This window comes from Photobacterium pectinilyticum, from assembly GCF_024357955.1.
Classification (GTDB): domain Bacteria; phylum Pseudomonadota; class Gammaproteobacteria; order Enterobacterales; family Vibrionaceae; genus Photobacterium; species Photobacterium pectinilyticum.
In genome coordinates this window covers 71,017-89,975 of record NZ_JANEYT010000003.1, presented here as the reverse complement: position 1 = coordinate 89,975, position 18,959 = coordinate 71,017, and the positions used below count along the sequence as shown (strand labels likewise).

Here is an 18,959-nt window from a genome sequence, read left to right as displayed (position 1 = left end):
ATTACTAGTCTAATATAAAGTTATAGTGCATTAAGAGTTACAGAAAAACAGCCCGAAGGCTGCTATCTATAAGTTTCATGAATAAATTATCAACTGGTATCCGACAAATAAAAGAATCAAAACCCAGACAGGTATATTTCTGTATTTCAGTAAGTAGAAACCAATGAGTACAGCAACAACATCGAAAACCGAACTAATCGACGTTGAAATGACAGGATTAATAAATGCGCTGCCAAGCAGACCAACCACACATGCATTGACCAGTAAAATCGACACCTGCAGACGCTGATGCTTAAACAATGCCCCCCATGCCGGCAGGAAAGCAAACAATAATAAGCTCCCAGGGAGGAAAATAGCAATCGTGGCAAGTAGACTACCCAGTACAGGACTGTCAACAATGATGAAAGCACCTAAATAACTTGCCATTGTGAACATTGGACCAGGTACTAATTGTGCAGATGCATAAGCACTCAAGAATGTATCTGGTTCTACCATCCCTTCCATCATAGGTTCAAGTAGAGGAAGAACAACATGACCACCACCGAATACAAAGCTACCGGCTTGATAGAACACATTCAAAATGTTTAACACTTCAGACTGAGTCGCAACCAAAGGTAAACCAACAAGCAAAATGGCGAAGAACAAGAGAATACCAAGGTTAGGTTTAATCACGAGTTGACTAGCAACATCTAGATTACGGTGCTTTTGCGACGAAAGAATGAAACCTAGACAAGCAGCCAGTAAGATTGGGGCAATTTGGCCCAATAGACCAGAAGTGACAAACACACTCACTGCTGTCGCAACAGCGATGAGAGCTGTCAGTTTACTGGTGATATTTTTTTTATACATTCCCCACATCGCATCAGCAACAACTACAACAGCCAGCAATTTTGCCGCCTGAATGATCGTGCCGATGAAAGGCATATCATTGTAATGCTGGTTACCGATCGCCAAAAAAGTCAGCAACAAAAAAGACGGGAAAGTAAAACCGACAAATGCCGCAACAGCCCCTAAGTACCCTGCTTTTTTAAAACCGATATACATACCAAGTTGGCTACTCGCGGGACCAGGAAGAAACTGACATAAGGCTACCGCATGAGTGAAGTCTTGAACTGTAAGCCACTTCTTGTTCTGGACGAACTCTCGCTGGAAGTAACCTATATGAGCAGCAGGACCACCGAAACTATAAAGACCTAGCAGAAAAAACTGCCACATTACTTTGAACATAAAACCTCCTAATGAGGCTCAGATAATATCGCCAGAAAAACAATTAATGAAATCGTTATACTTAATCCAAAGCATCGATTTAGTTAATTCGCCTGTTATATATGCAAATGATAGCAAGATTTAATCGCTAATGATTAAACTCAAAGAACGTTTACCCACCGCTACCATTATCCCTACATGTAAACAATAACTGTTAGCTTATGTTTTTAAAGGGTTTATTTTTTGTATCTTTTTACTGATTACAGCATATTTTTATGGGTTTATGCCTGGGATGTCGATTAACAAACATTTTCCCTCATTCTGTTCAGTGATATAATTTCTTGGTTAACATGAAGTTGGTCTTACCTATGCTAGAAAATCTGCAACAAATGGTGATCCTTGCGACTGTCGGTCATGAACAAAATTTCACAAGGGCAGCAGAGCGTCTTGGGATCTCTAAATCTCAAGTCAGTAAACAAGTTCGTTTTTTGGAAGAACGCCTTGGTTGTCAGCTCGTACAGCGAAGTACCCGTACTGTCGCTTTGACAGAGATTGGCCTTCAATATGCAGAATATGGCCAGCAACTTCTCGATACAGTAAACGAAGCCGAAGCGCTTGTTGCAGGTTACCGCAATGAAATTAAGGGGGTGTTACGCATTGGTATTGCGCAGTCTTTCGGTAACCCCCATATCACTTCTGCACTAACTGAATTTCAAAAAGAACACCCTGGATTGGAATTAGAGGTCAGTCTATTTGACCACCGCCCTAACCTGCTTGAAGAAGGATTTGATTGCTGGGTAGCAATACATGAACACCCACCGGAAGGCATGGTTGCACGTCGACTTGCAGATTGTCATTTTGCCGTTGTTGCTTCACCTGACTACATTAAAGAAAATGGAGTGCCCAAGGTTCCAGGAGATTTACGTCAACACAACTGCATTACTTACCAAAGCCGAGAAAGAAAATATACAAACTGGGAATTCACCAAAGACGGTGTAAGGCAAGCCATTCGAGCGCGTGGTAATTATCGTATAGATAATGCCCCTGCAGTTCTCGATGCTGCTCTATCCGGGTTGGGCATAGCTTACCTAGCGACATACCTTATTACCGACGAAATTGAGACAGGTAAACTGATACAGCTATTACCTGAATGGAAAGCTGACGTTGAGTTACCTATTTATGCCGTCTATCCACGTCGTAAATACCTCGCACCGAAAGTGCGTTCGTTTATAGATTTCATGGCAGAACGTATGTCTGTTCCACCATATCGAACGCCTAATCCTGCAGCGCGTTGATCTACCTAAATATCTTAATTTCGCAGTTGTGATTCATTACAGATCAGCTAAACCTAACATATATGACTTAATAATTAGGTTTAGTTGGTTTGAAAAATCTAGCCCCCATTATCGCTTCAACTCTTTCACGCATCATGCTCGTTGCGTTTGTTGTGTTGGCTTTAGGCTGTGGTAATGGAAGTGACAACGTCACGCACACAACTACTGCACCATCATCTGGTAGTAATGAAAATGTGGTCCCAGATGCGCAGATATTGTTGGCCGAACTGCCTGAACTACGTACCACTGTTTATTTCGATAGCAAGAGCTATGACTTAACATCTGACGGGCAGCTGCTTTTAGACCCTATTGCAGTCCGATTACGTCAACATCCAGATAGCTATGTCATCGTTGTTGGCCACAGCGATGACTTTTCGAATGAAGATGATAACGTTGGGCTTTCTTATGAACGCGCTTTTACCATAGCCATTTATATATCTTCGGTTTTTGGTGTCGAAGAAGAGCGTATTCAAATAGTCTCAGCAGGCAGTACAGAGCCCTTGAGTTCAGGAAGCCGAGAGGTAGATAAACAACGAAACAGACGTGTTGAGGTCGTTTCACCTAAGTCGATAGTACGCACCTTAAGTCCTGCCAACGATGCAAAATTTTAAATCGTTACATTCAACGTTTAAAAAAGCAGCCACAAGGCTGCTTCCTTATTATTGATGTTTCTTCTGTGCAGGTATCGCGTACATCTGCTTGAGAATAGTAATGACACCATCGGGTAAGCCCGCAAACTTCTCGTTGAACCGAGCGACTTCGGCGTCATTAACTGAGCTATCGGCCATATCAGCTGCGATATAGTTAGCAGGGAACAAGTGGTAGTTAGCGGTGATCTGACGATCAATCTCCTCAGCTAATTGTTCAGGCGTGTCAAAGTCAGCACCAATCGCATCGCCAAAGCTGACGTGAATACGCCGTTTTTGCCCTACGATACCTTGGATGATGCTATCTATATCTTCAAGCTCACCTTTTTCATAACTACCTTCAGTTTGCTTCTGATAAAGCTCTTTTGCCTTTGCTACATCACACGGATCGTTTTCATAAGAAATGGCAACAGGTACAATGTTTAACTGAGCCATGTAGTTAGAAAATTCGATTTTCTGCTTACGGCCATCCATGTAAAACATTTTAAGGATGGCTGGATCTGTCTTGTCATTCCCATCTTTAGCGCGCCCTTCTTTTTGAGCGATCCAGATGGAGTTGCCCGTCTCTAAAGAGTGGGAAATATAGTTAGAAAGCAAACCCAGCGTTTTCATCATTTCACGCGGGCCTTTCGCAGAGCGTTTAACAATGAAACTTTTGTTAAGGCGCATTAGCTCTGTCACACAAGGTTTCTTGAGCAAGTTGTCGCCAATGGCAATACGAACCGTATTGAAATTGTTATTAAACAGGCACCAATTCACCATCGCCGGATCCATCGCAATATCCCTGTGGTTAGACACAAAGAGGTAAGACTGCTTCGGGTCAAGCTTATCAAGCCCAGTAAATGTGACACCGTCACAAGAGTGGTCAATTGTTGCATGCATGTATTTTGCAATTTGACGCTGAACATCATCGACTGTCTTGATGTTTGACCACTTGTTAATCAGAAAGCGTTTAATCAGCGGTGTAAGCAGCCAACCAAATACACCTGATAGCTGTGGAAAACGGTAATTGAGAATGGCGTTAATAAATTCGTTATCGTTAACCAAACGCGTAATAGCCCCACTGACTTCATCGTCATTGTATGGGCGAATTTCTTTGTAGATATCGTTATTAGACTGCACTGTAATGCTTCATAAGTTGAACAAACTGCGACATTTTACGCATGTTTATTTGATTTACCCAATGACATCCTCCTAACAACGTAATGGTTGGAGGTCTTACCAGGTAAAATCGGATTAATTTCAATCACTTTACCCCCTTGATGCTGTAATGTCTGCCTAACCGCTAACATTTCTAGCCAAAAAAACACCATTTATCTGTTAAAATTCCCCGACCAGTTGACGCATGCAACAAAAGCGAACAACATGTGTCAGCGAAATTGCTAGAGATTAACTATGAAACAAGCTATTGAATATTCACTGCATCAACATACTTTTCTTGACGTCGGTTCTAGAAAAAAAAGTCATACTGCCTATATGCTTATCATGACATCAGGATGTGCATTTATCCGTTTAGGCAAAGCTGAATATACAGTGACTGCCGGAAATGGCTTTTTCATCCCATTCGATTGCCTCCATGCTGTCACTATGATGCCTGGGTCAACGTGTAGTAAGGTCGAGTTTTCCCCTCGCCTAACAATGGCCATTTGTCGTGAAGCAGGGTTCGTTCGGATGACACCTCTCATCAATGCGCTTTCCAAAGAGCTAAATAAATGGCTAAACATGGGCAATGAGATCACTTTGGAAGGCGAAAGTGGTAACTTACTCAGAGTATTGGCTGATCAGGTCGCTAAGCTGAAGGTCAATAGTAAGTCAACTAGCCCGGGGTTAAGTGGTCATCAGCAACTATCCTTAACGTCGCTACTTAAAGGTGACAAGGTAACAGACAGTAAGGCGCTAAAGGAAATTTCCACCTACACAGGCTTCTCTGCGAAAGAAATTGAATCTTGTGTGCTCATGCGTGAGGTGCTGAAACTGTCTCGCTCAGGTCGCAAAATCTCGCAAATTGCCGAGGCATTGAATACCTCCCCAGAAATCATTTCTTCGTTGGCCCTTCCCGTGTTGGGCAAACCGCTATAAAAAAAGCCACCGACTGGTGGCTTTTTTTGTTCTATAGCTTTACCTTGGAATTTCAATCATGCAGACATATCTGCCAGCTTGAGAATATTAGGTAAAAAATATTAATTCAGCCTTTGAGGTACCCCAGACTGTTTTAGCAAAGCAACGTCAAGGTTTTGATATCCTTCATCGCTTCCAGCCACCTCGGCCAATAGGCTGTCAGGTGCCTTCACCGTCTTGAATTCGCCCATTTGTTTCTCACTTCTGGACAACGGTTCGTGAACTTCTACATATACGCTACCATCAGGCTCCACGGTGTGCTTCAAAGGCTGATTGATGATCTGAACCCGAGTACCACGCGACACTTGGTGAAACAACCACTCAACGTCCCATGGATTCATTCGTATACAACCGGAGCTAACTCGCATACCGATCCCAAAATCTTTATTAGTTCCATGGATCAAATACTGCCCGCTGCCGTATGACAACCTCATTGCATATTCACCAAGTGGATTTTCAGGACCCGCAGGCACCACTCCAGGTAACTCAATGTTGTACTTTTCACGGTATTCTTTACGAATATTCGCAGTGGGGGTCCAAGTAGGACCTTCAGTCATTTGGCTTATGCTGGTCGTCATTTTAGGTGTCTCACGCCCTACACGACCTATTCCGATTGGGAATACATACATTTTTTCACTGTTTTTAGGGAAATAATACAACCGTAGCTCGGCAAGGTTGATGACTATCCCCTGTCGTTTTGCATTGGGTAAGACCAGTTGCATTGGTACGGTCAGTAACGAGCCTGGTGTAGGCAAGAAAGGATCAGCTCCGGGATTTGCTGCCATCAGCTGCAAAAGACCAATATTGTACCTGTTGGCAATATCAAGCAGACTATCTCCCTTAACGACCTGGTAGTACTCCATGACGCCTACTAATTTACTATCGGCATCAGGCTTTTGATATTCAACCGCTTGAACAGAGCACGACATTACACCAGCGAGTAGCATTATTAACAAGCGTCTCACACCAGTACCTCCATCTCTACATCCCCTAATTATGGCAAATCTCATTCAGCGCGATATTACGAATAACAGCGTTTGCAAAAATGAGACAACATTCGACGATTTTACTGGTGACCATGTCTTCTTACGTCAACAAAAAGTCAATGATTTACCAAAAGCTTAACTTGTGACCACTTATTAAGTCAAAAAAGGCGGGGAAACTCCCCGCCTTTGGTTATCAATGTATAGTATACCTAATCAAACATATTGTGCCGTAAGCTGCTGCCATGAGCGCTGCTGTTCTTCGAGTCGTCGTTTCATTTCGTTATATTGCTGCAAGAATTCAAAGCTCTCATAATGCTTGAGTAACTTCTTCTTTTTTAGTTCCAACAGCCGCTTTTTAGCATCGTAATAGTCAGCAATCTTTTGCACTAGCAGTTCGTATTCTTCATCAAGCCTTGCCAGTTTAAGTTGCGTGCTGTGGTTAGTTGCTCGATTATCCATCAACTTTTTCTGCACTCGCTTGTGCAGCATTCTGACCTTAGCCTTCTCAATACGATCTTCAGGACTGGTACGTAAATTTCTGGTTGCCCCAATCCATGACAGAGATTTGATTAACCACTTGGTAGGATCAAATTGCCACCAGCGAATGCCATTACGGTAATCATTTTCAAATATATGGTGAAAGTTATGGTAACCCTCACCGAAAGTTAGGAAGGCCAACAAACCATTGTCACGGGCGGTATTCTTTTCAGTGTAAGGTTGAGAGCCCCAGATGTGGGCCAATGAATTAATGAAAAATGTTGTATGGTGACTCAGTACAAGCCTGACAACACCGACCAACAAAAGCGCTCCCCAAACGTCACCGTGAATCAAACCGAATAAAAATGGAATGCCGAAGTTAGTCAAAACGGCTAGCAGTACATAGTATTTATGTTGCCACATGACGATCTTATCTTTTTGCAAATCACGGCAGTTCGAATAATCGTTATAACGGCTCGCTTGATACTCTCTCAGCATCCAGCCGATATGACTATAGAAGAAGCCCATCTTGGCGGAATAAGGGTCCTTGTCATTGTTGTCGACATAACGATGATGTATGCGATGGTCAGATGACCAATGCAAAATACTATTCTGTAGGGCAAATGCACCACCTATGGCAAATATACACCTAACGACAGTATTCGCTTCATACGTTTTATGCGACCAAAGCCGATGGTAACCGGCAGTTATCGACATGCCACAGAACGAAAAAGCAATAAGCAGCATTAGCCATTGTGCACCATCAAAGCCAACAAAATAGGCATATAAAGGTGTCGCAATCACAGCAACAAGAAAAGTAAGGGCAAATATCGTAACGTTTAGCCACAATACGGCAGGTTTGGTCGAGGTCATCCTTTTGATCCTATCCATTGAGCGTACAACTGTAAGCTAGAATAACGTTCATACACTTTTGCGTCAATTAATTAAATATTAGCAATAAAAAAAGCCATCATGGCTGATGGCTTGTAGAAATAAATAGAACCAGTGGTGTTTAATTGTTGAAGTTACGTGTAAAGACAGGATCGACACACGCATAGATCTTACCAATGGAAGTGTCGTCCAAAAGTAACGTTTGGATTAATCTTGCAACTTCGCTTCGTGTAATCAAACCATGCACTTCCCCTTGGCTCGATAATACCCCTTGCTCAGTAGCTTCACCGTCTTGGAGGCCCCCAGGGCGAAGAATGGTGTAATCCAACGGACTGGTTGCTAACCATGACTCCGCGAGACTTTTTTCCCTAACAGCTTGACCAAATACCGCTTTTGCTTTGTCGGATAAATACGCCCATGAATCACCACATCCAAGCGATGTTACCATGACAAAACGACGTATACTTCGCTGTTCAAGTTCATTGATTACCATTCGATGACCGATGTAATCAACAGGGTTATCGGCTTGGAAACTACCCATGGTTGAAACAGCTACAACGTCTTTTGGTACATCCTCAAGGAATGACTTGATACTGTTCTGTTCTAGCGCATCACCAAGTGTCACTTTAACACCAAGCTCTTCCAATGCGGCTGCACTCTCAGGTTTACGGACCATCGCATAGACATCAATATCCCTTTCACGGAAATGACGAGCAACAGCAAATCCTAATCCACGACTAGCTCCAAACAAAACAACAGGTTTCATTCTTTTCTCACCTCAAAAAAATAACGATAATGATTATAACTATCATTATCGCTATTTGTGATATTCATTTCATTTAGTTGATCTACCCCAAGAAAACCTTGGTTTTCCGATCACTTTATATACGTTACGTGCGCTTCCATCTCTTCGCCAATCTCTTTACGCATATTCATTAGGCGAATAGCTGATTCCCTGAGAGCTATATCTTCTTCCGTTTCTGGTAACCACTCTGGTACCTCTGCAGACTGACCATTTTCGTCCACCGCAACCATAATCACGATACAGTGTGTGGTCAGTTGGTTTTTCAATTCCTTCGGATCACTGGCTTGCACGTCAATCGCAATATGCATTGATGAGCGACCGGTATAAATAACCTTGGCGGTTACCTCGACCAAATTGCCAACATGGATAGGTTTAACAAAGCGAATACCACCAGCATAGGCCGTTATACAATACATACCGCTCCAACCTGCCGAACATGCATACGCCGCCAAGTCGATCCACTTCATCACGGCTCCGCCGTGCACCTTACCACCAAAGTTTACGTCACCCGGCTCAGCCAAGAACCTCAGTGTTACTTCACGCTGCCTGTTACTCATATCGACTCCTGCTAAAGGCATTGGCTGTATTTCATGTAAATCATTATTAACAGAAAAACAACAACAATCCTATTGCTAGTTCACGCATTGCGTAACTCACACAACCGTAATCCATTCTAATAAAGGAATAATGAAAAAAGCGCCATCAGGCGCTTTCTAACGATATGCAAAAAAGTGGTGAATATCGCGTTACGAATCTTGCCCTACCGTGGCTAATTGAGACTGTAACTGAGCTATCTGTTGTTTAAGATCTGAATTTTGCTGAGTTAATGCCTGATTTTCCTTAGCTGTTTCAGCCTTTTCAGATTCAAGTTGAGTAACCTGCTCCTCAAGTTGTTTACTGGTTTCGCTAGCAGCCTCTAAATCTGCTTTCACTTTTCGTGCATTACGCTGCGCTGTTTGTTTTGCCCTATTCGCTTTAGTGACCTCAGCCTGATGAGCAACAACTGTTTGGTTCAATTCATTCAGCTGACTTTCTTTCTCTGCCACTATGCCAGATAGCTCGCTCTCTGTGGCTTTCGCCTCTTCTAGTGCTTGTGCAAGCTTATCTGCTGAACTTGTTGGCAAGCCAGCCAATGCACTCCATTGATCAGCCATATTTCTTGTTATTTGATCCATAAGATCAAAAGGAAAGCACAGCGACTGCTGTTGATCTTGCTGGTAAACAAGCTGCTTATCCATTTCTTCGATTAATTTAAGACTCTGCTGATAGCTATGCTCTAACATCTGCTTAGTACTATCCACCGTCATAGCCTCAATGGCCTTTCCAGCCAGCATCATGCTTTGAAAATGCTTAACAAGAGATTCAGACTGAGTCGCCTCGGTGAGTTTAATCAAAGGGTGCGTATTTAAGCCATATTCCATCATGTTGTTACCTGCCATGTATCTACATTTAATAGTTAAAAAAGTATGAAAAACCAGCCATCTATTCTTATAGCAAATTGAGCGTACGTTGAACAAACATTAGGCAATACATTTCATAAAATTTGATCTACACGCAATGATTTATTCATCCTACTAGGCATGCATGACAGTTTTTATTTCACATCGTGATCATCATCAAACCGCATTTATTATTCGAAATGTCACATACTTAAGCTATACATTTTAGTTATCTAGTAGGTAAGGATCAGCATTGAATGAAACCTCTGAAGCGATACCAATACGAGCGCTACGCCATTCTTTGTAACCTTGCTTACCCCCCAACCTTCAATCACACCTTATATGGATTTGATAAAAATGGTCGCCATGAAATCACTGATCGCTGGGGCAGATCCATCATTCGTATATTATGGGGGGAGAGAAATGAAGTCGTTGTCGTGTTTAAGGGATCACAAAGTCTCTCGGATTGGCTCATTAACCTGGCCTTCTTTCCCAAGAAGATTCAGTCTGGCGATCAGTTCTGTCATGTTCACTGGGGCTATTATTCACTGCTTGAGCAAAGCAGTAAAACCAATACCATCAGACCTAACCCACACTTAAGTGAGGCGATGAATACTGAATTCATGCAGGCGAGTGAGAAGAATGTTAAACAAACAGCATTGACGCTATATCAACAGATCGAGTCAGTTCTGCTTCCTTTGATAGCACAAGGTAAACGAATAACCCTTACAGGTCACTCCTCGGGAGGTGCGATGGCCATATTGGTTGCTCATCGCCTATACCAAACCCAACCCGCCGCTGTTAAACGGATTGTCACGTTTGGTCAACCCGCGGCAGGCTTCTGGAATTTCAAGCAACAATACCCTTTGGCTAAACGGACGTACCGAATTTGCTGCGACCTGGATATTGTGACCTTTCTACCACCGATCCCTTTTATGTTCTGGCATGTCGGAAAAGTCCTCTGGTTGCATAATGGTAAGATTTACGAAGATACTCCGACGTTATCGCGATTATATCGCTCTATTATCAGTTGGGTTCTCAGGCCCATTACCTATCACTACATGAATAAATACATTAGAAACAAAGATTTCTTTGATAAACACTGAAACATTCTCTGTGGTCTATATAGGCGTTCCACTAAAACAGGTATAGTTATCCTAGGTTTTCAACTTTAATGTCTAAAGGCCACTGCCCCTAACATGTCTGAATCTACTATTGTCTTTACCGATCTTATCCATTCCCGTCGTTCAGTTCGAAAATATGACCAATCAGCCTCTTTTGAGCACCAAGCTGTTTCGCGCTCACTACAATTAGCGACACTGTCACCCAATAGCTCAAATATGCAGTTATGGGAATTCCACCGCGTTATCAGCGCAGAGAAACGAGACCAACTCGCTCAATACTGTATGGGCCAAAATGCGGCTAAAACTGCAAATGAATTGGTTGCCTTTGTCGTTACGCCACATAAATGGAAAGGCCGAGCAGAAATGAATGCTGCCACAATTCGAGGGGCTTTCGAAGGGCGCGAAGATGCGACAGCAAAACGTGCAGTAAAGTATTACGAAAAACTGATCCCGTTTGTCTATCACAATGATCGCTTTGGGATCTTTGGACTGGGCCGAAAAATCGTCAGTGCTTTGCTCGGCATGAAAAAGCCAATGGTAAGAGAAGTCAGTAAAGCTGACTTGCGCGTTTGTTTACACAAAAGCAGCTCACTGGCCGCAATGACCTTCATGACTGCAATGCGTGCAGAGGGCTATGATACCTGCCCCATGGAGGGATTCGACTCCAAGCGGGCTAAGACACTGCTCGGATTACATAAAGATGCTGAAATCACTATGATTATCAGCTGCGGCAAACGCTCGGATGATGGTATTTATAGCGAAAGACACCGCGTTGCTAATGATGAGGTTATAATCAGTCATTAATTAAGCAAATAAGTCGCAAGCCATACCCTCAAGGTTTCTTTTGCGGTATGGTGTTGGCAATCAAAGTAAAATATACGGTCAGTAGTCTAGATGAAACAGCTCATCGAACGAAAAAGCCGGTGGATGGCAAGCCATATCACCGATGCGGAGTTTCCAACCCCTCTCAGTGAAAAAGGTCTTGCCTTATATCAGGATACCCAAGCAACTGTAGAGTTTGGTCCTTACCAAGCTTGCGACTCCTCCAGCTCTGACTCGCTGTCCATCTACCCTGTGGATTGTCATCCACTCACTATCCGATACGCACTTGTCCTTGCCAATCGCTGGCAAAATAACACCGACAAAGAAGCCGTCATTGAATATCTCACTCAAATCATGTTTGAAGATAATTCACCGGCACAACTATATGTCGGGTTCTTCAAAGGCAAACCTGCGGCCTGTGGTATGGTCTTTAATGATAATGAACACGGCTCTCTGATCTGCGATATTGCCGCAATACCGCTACCGAATCAGCAGCAGTTGGTTGCTGAAATGCAACAATCACTAGCAACCAAAGCAATAAACCAGCCTCTTTATAGTGAGCAGCTTGGTTAAATGAAAACAATCCAATTAAAAAGAGCCAGTCATTCTGTGACTGGCTCTTTTGTATCTATCCAATAGGTTTATTTAGTCAAGTGTTTGGCGAGAAATGCTGACAGCCTATCGGTCACGAAGTCGGCTTGCTCAAGATTACTGATATGGCCAGCATTAGGGATCAATACAAACTCACTGCCTGTTATGCCATCATGCATTAATTGAGACTCGAGAACCGGCCTCATTTTATCTTGAGCACCAACCATAATCAGAGTTGGTAGCGCAAACATTTCAGCGTCTCCAAACATATCCCGCCGACCAAACACCATTCGACCCGCTTTAACCAACGCCAATGCTTGCTCTTTATCGGCCGCCAGCAATTGCTCGCGGAAGTGGACACGAACAGGGTTGTCTTTCTCTAATACCGCAAACTGGCGTTCTTCAAAGAATTCAACGGTTTCAATTGGTAACGCCGATTGTGCTTCAACCTCTGCCAAATGCGCAAAATACTTAGTGTGGACAACCTCGGGCTCCAAACCAACAAAGGTATCCATCAGAACAAGGCACTTAACCCGGGCCGGCGCATTGATCACTAGCTCTGTTGCCCACATACCACCTGATGATAAACCGATAAGCGACACGTTATCGATCTCCAGATGGTCGAGAAGGCAAAGTACATCATTGGCATAATCTTTCAAACTACGTGTTGCTTCTGGTGCTGATGAAGAACGACCATGTCCCCAAAAGTCTGGGACAATACAACGGTATGACTGGCTTAATACTTCCACTTGTGGCGCCCACATAGTGCTGTCCCACAAATAACTATGACCAAAAACGAGAACGGGGCCTGAGCCAATATCCTGATAATGCATCGTCTGGTCATTAAGAGTAAAAGTTTTCATGCAATCTAATCCATCTTCTTGTTTTATTAGGTTAATACGAGGCTGTGCTAGCAAATTTCGCTTCAACCGCTCGCATACCTCGCTGATAACAATTCCAAGCAGTAATGCCAGCCAACACATTGCCAATCATGGCGCCAATAAAGAGTCCTTGAATACCACCGTATTGTGCTCCAAGCCAAAGCAGCGGTAAAAAACAGACAAACAGGCGCAGAGCTGAAATAACCAGTGCTCGCATTGGCATGGTAAGCGCATTACAAATAGACACCATCAACATACAGATACCAAGCGGGCCAAGGCTTAATGGTACCCAGGTTAAATGAAGTGACAAAATATCGCCGACCGCTGATTCACTCGTCAGTAATGACGTCAAAGGCGATAAAACCATATACAAGATAACCGCGATCGCGAACTGCCACACCAATACAAACTTCACGGAAAGTGAAACCAAAGACTTAATCTTGCCGATTTCGCCCTTCCCTAGCCAACGACCGACCATCGGTGGCATCGACATGGTCAGAGCTAATATAATCACAATCGAAAAGAACTCTAGTCTAGAGCCCAGTGCCCATGCTGCAACGGTAGCAGCGCCGAAACCCGCAACCAACTTAGTTGCTAGCATCGATGACAAAGGTGGCAGCAACTGACTGAGCATAGCTGGGGCCATGATGTTTACAAGCTCATTGACTGAAGCCAGAATATCCAAGCCTTTCCAGTCGAAGCTCAACCAATGTCGCTGTATCACTTTGGGAAACACGGCAATCATTCCGACACTGAAAGCAACAACCGTTGCCCAAGCGGCCCCCACTAACCCCATATCGAAAGTGAAAATAAACAGTGGGTCTAGCACCATGTTAAGCAAACTGGTCACGACCATCATGATACCGGGTAGCATTGTATTGCCATTGGCACGACATAAGCTATAGGCAAAGTACAACATCGCCCCACACCAAGAACTTGCCAACCATGCCGGCCAGTAGCTATCTATAACGGGATAGACGTCTGCAGGAGCACTGAGTAATTGCAAAATACCATGTCGAGAAAACCAGATAAGGAGACAGATTAACAGCACACTGATCGCGCCGGTGATAACCACCAGCCCACCAAGTTGCTTGGCTCGTTGGTAATCTCCACTCCCCAAGACACGTGAAATAAGTGACGTTGTCGCAATGCCTAGCCCAACTTGAAGACCAATGATCACCATTTGCATAGGAAGCGTGAAACCTTGCGCAGCCAAGGGCAATACACCAAGTTGACCGATAAAAGCACTATCTACCAGCTGGAAACTCATCAGGGAAAGTACACCAAACAGCATCGGCCAAGTCATATCGAACAGCTGGCGGCCAAGCGATATACCAGAAGAATGCGGCTGAGGTTTGGGGGGCATAGATTTTGAGGACATGGGTTTAGAAGGCATAGGGTTGAGCGCCTTTTTCTTAATTACTGCAGGCTATATACAAAAAAACTCGGTAGAGAGAATACTTTGTTCTCATCTTACCGAGCTATAAATACAACAAACTTGAGTTACGCTGTCACCAACTTAACTAAATCAGCTGGGCGGTAGTATACCGACTTCAGAACTTTGCCTTGACGAACAAGCTTTCCACCGAGATCTACATCTTTCGCACACTTGGCAATAATAAACTCGCCCTTCTGGCTACCGGTGATCTCGACACCTTGCTCGGCGTAGAAAGCTTTTGTTTCTTCAAATTCTTTTTCGTTGCGGCAAACCTTGCTCATGTTGCTTGAATGTACTTCATCCCAGCAAGATACAAAGTCAAAGCCTAAACGCGTCGCGATCTGAAGTAGGAGGTCGATAAGGTAGCTGATACCGATATTAGACTCTACTTTCTCATCACCGAGGTGAACCAGACGCCCCATTAGGACATATACCGAATCCACAATCGCATCAGCTTGCTCAACCAGTGAATCAGCCTCCGCCAATTCTGTTAACTCTTCGACCGCCAATGATGTGTGTAATGCATCAGCCTGTTCGTTCAAACTGGAAGGCGACTCGATATCCAAGTCAAAAGTATTACGAAATTCGCGGATATCACGGTAAAGGTGATCGAACAGTGCTTGATCCAAAACAGACAGCTTCATGCAACTTTCCTTTAAGTCAAATCAACACTGAGGAATTAGTCATTCCCCAGAAAGTAACGAATCAGCCGTTGGGCACGACTGATTGTTCAAAATAGGCTTTTATTTAAAAAGCTTTTGGCGCAAAACCAGTAACAACGCTAATGCCCATTTCACGGCCAAGTGCTGTCATTGGGTGAACAACAACTAAACCCTTAACTGATTTTTTCAGTTTGCCCATATCGGCCTGCTCAGCTTTTGTTAGTGGACGATTGAAAGCCAGTGACTTCACATCCGAGCCTTTTTTGTTAAGTTCGTGCTTAGAGCGGCCCTTAACTTTATTAATCTTTTTGGTAATGGTCTCGATTTCTTGTGTAGCCTGACCTGCAATCGCCTGATCACCACGCTCTTCTGCTCCAGCCAACTTACGGCGAAGTTTATCTAAACGGTTATTTAGACTCTGAAGCTCTTGATTTAAATTCATGTAGTTACCTTATTTTACTTCACAATATCCCGTAACCTGATGCCGAGATAAATTGCTTGACCGACAATTATATAACAACCGTCACACTTTGGTCGAAGGTTCTCATAAAAAAATGTCGTTGATTTGTCGTGATTGATGAGAAGTTCGCTGCACCTGATATTGATAACTTACTCAACCTGTCACAAGTATGATACACCTTGCATTGCACCACTAGCTTGTTTTTGCTCTCATAGCGACATCAAACGACAATAAATTGAACACCGAGGCAATAAACAGTCATCAAGAGGTAAACATAAGGATATGTGTATACACTGCGGAACAAATCAACATAGCCGAAGAGTGAAGCGAAGTTTTATCGAGCGTCATATCACTCACAAAAGCAAATATAAGTTCTACTGCCCAATTTGTAAGCGGAAGGGGTTTATTACTATTGGTGAAACACCAATAAAGTTAATATAGTTGAAGAAAAACAGGCCTTTCGGCCTGCTTATATGCGTTTACTTAAGTGCCAGCAGTTGGCCAGTAAATTCTGCGAACCCAAACCCGCCAGGTTTAGACATAACGACCTGGGGTTTGAACTGTAATTGATCCCAATAATGCTTGATATTCGCGACCCCAACACTCATTGGCAATAACTCAAACATATATTGATCGTTCATTGAGTCCCCCACATAGCACGCAGTTTGTTTTATCTGCTGCTCAGTCAGGCCCTTTTCTTTAAGAAATGCTGTCGCGGTTGCTTTTTTTGAGTGCTCCCCATACCACGCATTGATATGAATCGAGCTTGCTGTTGCATTAGCGCCTAGGGCATGAATACGGCCCACAATTTCACTGACTATCTGGCTATCTGCCTTAGGGCAATTTTGGCCTATATCAATTGCTACCTCACAAACACGGTAAGCCTGATCCAAGGTCAGTTTCAAGTCAGAGTAATCAACAAGAATAGCTTCAACCTCAGCTTTAAGGCGCTGCTGAGCACTTCTGATTTCATTGATTGGCGCTTCTGAGCGTAACGTCAGGTAACCGTCTTTCTTTTCCATGATTACCGCACCGTTTTCAGCCAATACGGCATCTACCGGCCATAGTTGTGCAATATGATCGCCCCAACCCGCGCATGCACCCGTCACAGCAACGACCTTCTTGCCGGCATCACGCAATTGCTGCAAAGCAATTAATGTCTCTGGCGGCAGTTGCCCTTGCCAGGTCAGGGTATCGTCGACATCTGTCAAAACCCACTCAATCTTGCTCCACTCTGGTGATAAGCTCATCACATCCGAATTCATATAAACCTCAAGACTTTCTTGTTACAACATATTCGGCAAGAACATCACCAAACTTTCTGAAAATGTCAGCAGCATTAGCACAGTGAACAACGCCAATAGCAGTGGCAGCACTTCCCTGACAAAGTCCACCATCTTCACTTTTAAGATGGAACACACCGTAAACATCATGGAACCAAATGGCGGCGTTACCCCACCAATCATGATGTTAACGATAATTATGATACCGAAATGTACAGGGTTAACCCCCAAGTTCAACACCGCTGGAAGTAGCAAAGGCGTCAGGATGATCATTGCTGCACCACCTTCGATGAACATACCGACAACAAGTAGCAATACATTGATTAGAAGCAACAAGACATATTTATTATCCGTTAACTCAATCAGGCCTGATGCAACATTGTGTGGAATTTGCTCCAGCGTCATGTAATAGCCGAAGACCATTGCACCGATGATGATAAACATCACGCTACTGGTGCCTTGTACCGTCTCGCGCAATATCATTGGGAAGTGACGAAATTCTAGCTGACGATATACGAAGATACCGATAATAGAGCATAACAATACGGCAATGGCACCGGCCTCCGTTGGAGTAAAGAGACCAAAGCGCATACCTAGGATGATGCCAAATGGGATCAACAGCGCAGGGATCGCTTTAAAAAAGTACTGCCAACGCTCCTTGGCCGGTGCTGCCTCACGGCGTGATGGCTTATAGTTTCGCTTTCTGGCGATAAAGGCAATCGTCACCATCAAGGAGACAGCCATCAAGAACGCAGGGACATAACCCGCGATAAACATCTGGTGTACTGAGACATTTGCCAACAAAGCAAAAATAATCAGGTTTATACCTGGCGGGATAACCGGACTGATACTGGAAGAAGCTGCGGTGACCGCTGCTGTAAATGGCAAATCATAACCACGCTTGGTCATCTCTGGCGCCAGAATTTTCGATTGCATCGCCGCGTCGGCATTGGCTGAGCCAGATATCCCCCCCATTAAGGTACTCAATGCGACGTTGACTTGCGCCAAACCACCGGTTTTATGCCCTATCATCGCATCTGCAAAAGATAGCAAGCTCCGGCTGATCCCGGCGTAATTCATCACCGAACCCACCATAATAAAGAAGGGGATCGCCAATAGCGGAAATGATTCAGCGGAACTGATGAAGCGCTGCATGACTAAGGTAACGGGAATAGAATTATTAAGGAATAAAAAATACACCATCGCTGATGCAATCAACGAGAAGGCAATGGGGATGTTCAATAAAAACAGAACAAAGAGAATACCGATAGGTAGATAGCTTTCCACAAAATGACCTATTACTTACCACGTTTAAGCGTGTTTATATCTGCGATAATGAATTTCACCGTGTGCAGTGCCATCAGAGCAAAGCTGATAAACAGCACACCATTAATAGTGAAATAAGACATTCCCATCACCGGGGTAACTTTATTTGACAGCATTGTGTACTGGTAGCTCAGCACTGCCATCAGAATATTAAGAGCGAGTAAAAACACATGTACCACTAGCTGAAAAGGACGTTTTGCCTGACGTGGCAACAGGGCGACAACAACATCCACCCCCATGTGGAGCTTGTGTTTATAGCAAGAGCTAATACCCAAATACACTGCCCAAATAAAGCACACTACCGATAACTCTTCGCTCCACGGCACCACAAAGCCGAAGCCATAACGCAATACCACATTCACGATAACAACAAGTACAGTGATGCTAATTGCAATTGAGGCGAGGATTTCTTCTAAGTTACGTATCAAAAACACATTTTTCTCCAAAGCAAATAAGGAATCACCGGTGC

At 43.7% G+C, this 18,959-nt stretch carries 20 protein-coding genes; 6 read left to right on the top strand and 14 right to left on the bottom strand.

All coding sequences use genetic code 11. The features are described from left to right. Positions 1-75: 75 nt before the first annotated feature. Positions 76-1,227, bottom strand: a complete 1,152-nt coding sequence (gene chrA, locus NHN17_RS02345; RefSeq protein ID WP_255040512.1) for a chromate efflux transporter — start codon at positions 1,225-1,227, stop codon at positions 76-78. Positions 1,228-1,574: 347 nt separating this feature from the next. Between chrA and NHN17_RS02340 the strand changes: the two genes are divergently transcribed. After that, positions 1,575-2,501, top strand: a complete 927-nt coding sequence (locus NHN17_RS02340; protein ID WP_255040511.1) for a LysR family transcriptional regulator — start codon at positions 1,575-1,577, stop codon at positions 2,499-2,501. 89 nt (positions 2,502-2,590) lie between these two features. Further along, positions 2,591-3,151, top strand: a complete 561-nt coding sequence (locus NHN17_RS02335) for an OmpA family protein (protein WP_255040510.1) — start codon at positions 2,591-2,593, stop codon at positions 3,149-3,151. Between the two features lie 48 nt (positions 3,152-3,199). Here NHN17_RS02335 and NHN17_RS02330 read toward each other — a convergent pair whose 3' ends face one another. After that, on the bottom strand, positions 3,200-4,309 hold the full coding sequence (locus tag NHN17_RS02330) for a 1-acyl-sn-glycerol-3-phosphate acyltransferase (RefSeq protein WP_255040508.1): 1,110 nt from the start codon (positions 4,307-4,309) through the stop codon (positions 3,200-3,202). Between the two features lie 273 nt (positions 4,310-4,582). On the opposite strand from NHN17_RS02330, the gene NHN17_RS02325 reads away from it, so the two are divergent. Continuing rightward, positions 4,583-5,266 (top strand): hypothetical protein, encoded by a 684-nt coding sequence (locus NHN17_RS02325; protein ID WP_255040507.1) that lies wholly within the window; start codon positions 4,583-4,585, stop codon positions 5,264-5,266. Positions 5,267-5,367: 101 nt separating this feature from the next. Here NHN17_RS02325 and NHN17_RS02320 read toward each other — a convergent pair whose 3' ends face one another. From NHN17_RS02320 to NHN17_RS02300, 5 genes are all read right to left on the bottom strand, one after another. Beyond that, entirely contained in the window at positions 5,368-6,270 is a 903-nt protein-coding gene (locus tag NHN17_RS02320) for a L,D-transpeptidase family protein (RefSeq protein ID WP_255040506.1), read from the bottom strand. Between the two features lie 234 nt (positions 6,271-6,504). Continuing rightward, on the bottom strand, positions 6,505-7,641 hold the full coding sequence (locus NHN17_RS02315; protein ID WP_255040505.1) for an acyl-CoA desaturase: 1,137 nt from the start codon (positions 7,639-7,641) through the stop codon (positions 6,505-6,507). A gap of 139 nt (positions 7,642-7,780) precedes the next feature. Further along, positions 7,781-8,425 carry an SDR family oxidoreductase gene (locus NHN17_RS02310; RefSeq protein ID WP_255040504.1) on the bottom strand — a complete coding sequence of 215 codons (645 nt, stop codon included), beginning with the start codon at positions 8,423-8,425 and terminating at the stop codon, positions 7,781-7,783. Between the two features lie 110 nt (positions 8,426-8,535). After that, the gene (locus NHN17_RS02305; RefSeq protein ID WP_255040502.1) at positions 8,536-9,021 is read right to left on the bottom strand and encodes an acyl-CoA thioesterase; all 486 of its coding nucleotides are present in this window, start codon (positions 9,019-9,021) and stop codon (positions 8,536-8,538) included. A 189-nt stretch (positions 9,022-9,210) separates the two neighbouring features. After that, complete coding sequence (locus NHN17_RS02300; protein WP_255040501.1) at positions 9,211-9,981, bottom strand: hypothetical protein; 771 nt, start codon at positions 9,979-9,981, stop codon at positions 9,211-9,213. A 179-nt stretch (positions 9,982-10,160) separates the two neighbouring features. Between NHN17_RS02300 and NHN17_RS02295 the strand changes: the two genes are divergently transcribed. The 3 genes from NHN17_RS02295 to NHN17_RS02285 all read left to right on the top strand — a co-directional run bounded on the left by NHN17_RS02295 (position 10,161) and on the right by NHN17_RS02285 (position 12,422). Then, a complete protein-coding gene (locus NHN17_RS02295; RefSeq protein ID WP_255040500.1) occupies positions 10,161-11,009 on the top strand; it encodes a lipase family protein in 849 nt (282 codons plus the stop codon). 93 nt (positions 11,010-11,102) lie between these two features. Beyond that, a complete protein-coding gene (locus NHN17_RS02290; protein ID WP_255040499.1) occupies positions 11,103-11,831 on the top strand; it encodes a nitroreductase family protein in 729 nt (242 codons plus the stop codon). 90 nt (positions 11,832-11,921) lie between these two features. Then, entirely contained in the window at positions 11,922-12,422 is a 501-nt protein-coding gene (locus tag NHN17_RS02285) for a hypothetical protein (protein WP_255040498.1), read from the top strand. A 68-nt stretch (positions 12,423-12,490) separates the two neighbouring features. On the opposite strand, the gene NHN17_RS02280 is transcribed toward NHN17_RS02285, so the two are convergent. The 7 genes from NHN17_RS02280 to NHN17_RS02250 all read right to left on the bottom strand — a co-directional run bounded on the left by NHN17_RS02280 (position 12,491) and on the right by NHN17_RS02250 (position 18,924). Then, positions 12,491-13,303 (bottom strand): alpha/beta fold hydrolase, encoded by an 813-nt coding sequence (locus NHN17_RS02280; RefSeq protein ID WP_255040496.1) that lies wholly within the window; start codon positions 13,301-13,303, stop codon positions 12,491-12,493. A gap of 31 nt (positions 13,304-13,334) precedes the next feature. Beyond that, complete coding sequence (locus tag NHN17_RS02275; RefSeq protein ID WP_373689532.1) at positions 13,335-14,702, bottom strand: MATE family efflux transporter; 1,368 nt, start codon at positions 14,700-14,702, stop codon at positions 13,335-13,337. Positions 14,703-14,824: 122 nt separating this feature from the next. Beyond that, positions 14,825-15,403, bottom strand: coding sequence for a nucleoside triphosphate pyrophosphohydrolase family protein (locus NHN17_RS02270; RefSeq protein WP_255040494.1), 579 nt, complete (start codon positions 15,401-15,403; stop codon positions 14,825-14,827). Between the two features lie 103 nt (positions 15,404-15,506). Then, on the bottom strand, positions 15,507-15,863 hold the full coding sequence (locus NHN17_RS02265) for a YibL family ribosome-associated protein (RefSeq protein ID WP_255040493.1): 357 nt from the start codon (positions 15,861-15,863) through the stop codon (positions 15,507-15,509). A gap of 497 nt (positions 15,864-16,360) precedes the next feature. Further along, a complete protein-coding gene (locus NHN17_RS02260; RefSeq protein WP_255040491.1) occupies positions 16,361-17,146 on the bottom strand; it encodes an HAD-IIB family hydrolase in 786 nt (261 codons plus the stop codon). Positions 17,147-17,167: 21 nt separating this feature from the next. Next, a complete protein-coding gene (locus NHN17_RS02255; RefSeq protein ID WP_255040490.1) occupies positions 17,168-18,451 on the bottom strand; it encodes a TRAP transporter large permease in 1,284 nt (427 codons plus the stop codon). An 11-nt stretch (positions 18,452-18,462) separates the two neighbouring features. Next, on the bottom strand, positions 18,463-18,924 hold the full coding sequence (locus NHN17_RS02250; RefSeq protein WP_255040489.1) for a TRAP transporter small permease: 462 nt from the start codon (positions 18,922-18,924) through the stop codon (positions 18,463-18,465). Positions 18,925-18,959: the final 35 nt, after the last annotated feature.

Coding starts and splice junctions, on each gene's coding strand:
- NHN17_RS02280 (WP_255040496.1), bottom strand. CDS start 13,303: ATGAAAACTTTTACTCTTAATGACCAGACGATGCATTATCAGGATATT.
- NHN17_RS02265 (WP_255040493.1), bottom strand. CDS start 15,863: ATGAATTTAAATCAAGAGCTTCAGAGTCTAAATAACCGTTTAGATAAA.
- NHN17_RS02285 (WP_255040498.1), top strand. CDS start 11,922: ATGAAACAGCTCATCGAACGAAAAAGCCGGTGGATGGCAAGCCATATC.
- NHN17_RS02340 (WP_255040511.1), top strand. CDS start 1,575: ATGCTAGAAAATCTGCAACAAATGGTGATCCTTGCGACTGTCGGTCAT.
- NHN17_RS02295 (WP_255040500.1), top strand. CDS start 10,161: ATGAAACCTCTGAAGCGATACCAATACGAGCGCTACGCCATTCTTTGT.
- chrA (WP_255040512.1), bottom strand. CDS start 1,227: ATGTTCAAAGTAATGTGGCAGTTTTTTCTGCTAGGTCTTTATAGTTTC.
- NHN17_RS02305 (WP_255040502.1), bottom strand. CDS start 9,021: ATGAGTAACAGGCAGCGTGAAGTAACACTGAGGTTCTTGGCTGAGCCG.
- NHN17_RS02290 (WP_255040499.1), top strand. CDS start 11,103: ATGTCTGAATCTACTATTGTCTTTACCGATCTTATCCATTCCCGTCGT.
- NHN17_RS02260 (WP_255040491.1), bottom strand. CDS start 17,146: ATGAATTCGGATGTGATGAGCTTATCACCAGAGTGGAGCAAGATTGAG.
- NHN17_RS02325 (WP_255040507.1), top strand. CDS start 4,583: ATGAAACAAGCTATTGAATATTCACTGCATCAACATACTTTTCTTGAC.
- NHN17_RS02270 (WP_255040494.1), bottom strand. CDS start 15,403: ATGAAGCTGTCTGTTTTGGATCAAGCACTGTTCGATCACCTTTACCGT.
- NHN17_RS02315 (WP_255040505.1), bottom strand. CDS start 7,641: ATGACCTCGACCAAACCTGCCGTATTGTGGCTAAACGTTACGATATTT.
- NHN17_RS02275 (WP_373689532.1), bottom strand. CDS start 14,702: ATGTCCTCAAAATCTATGCCCCCCAAACCTCAGCCGCATTCTTCTGGT.
- NHN17_RS02310 (WP_255040504.1), bottom strand. CDS start 8,425: ATGAAACCTGTTGTTTTGTTTGGAGCTAGTCGTGGATTAGGATTTGCT.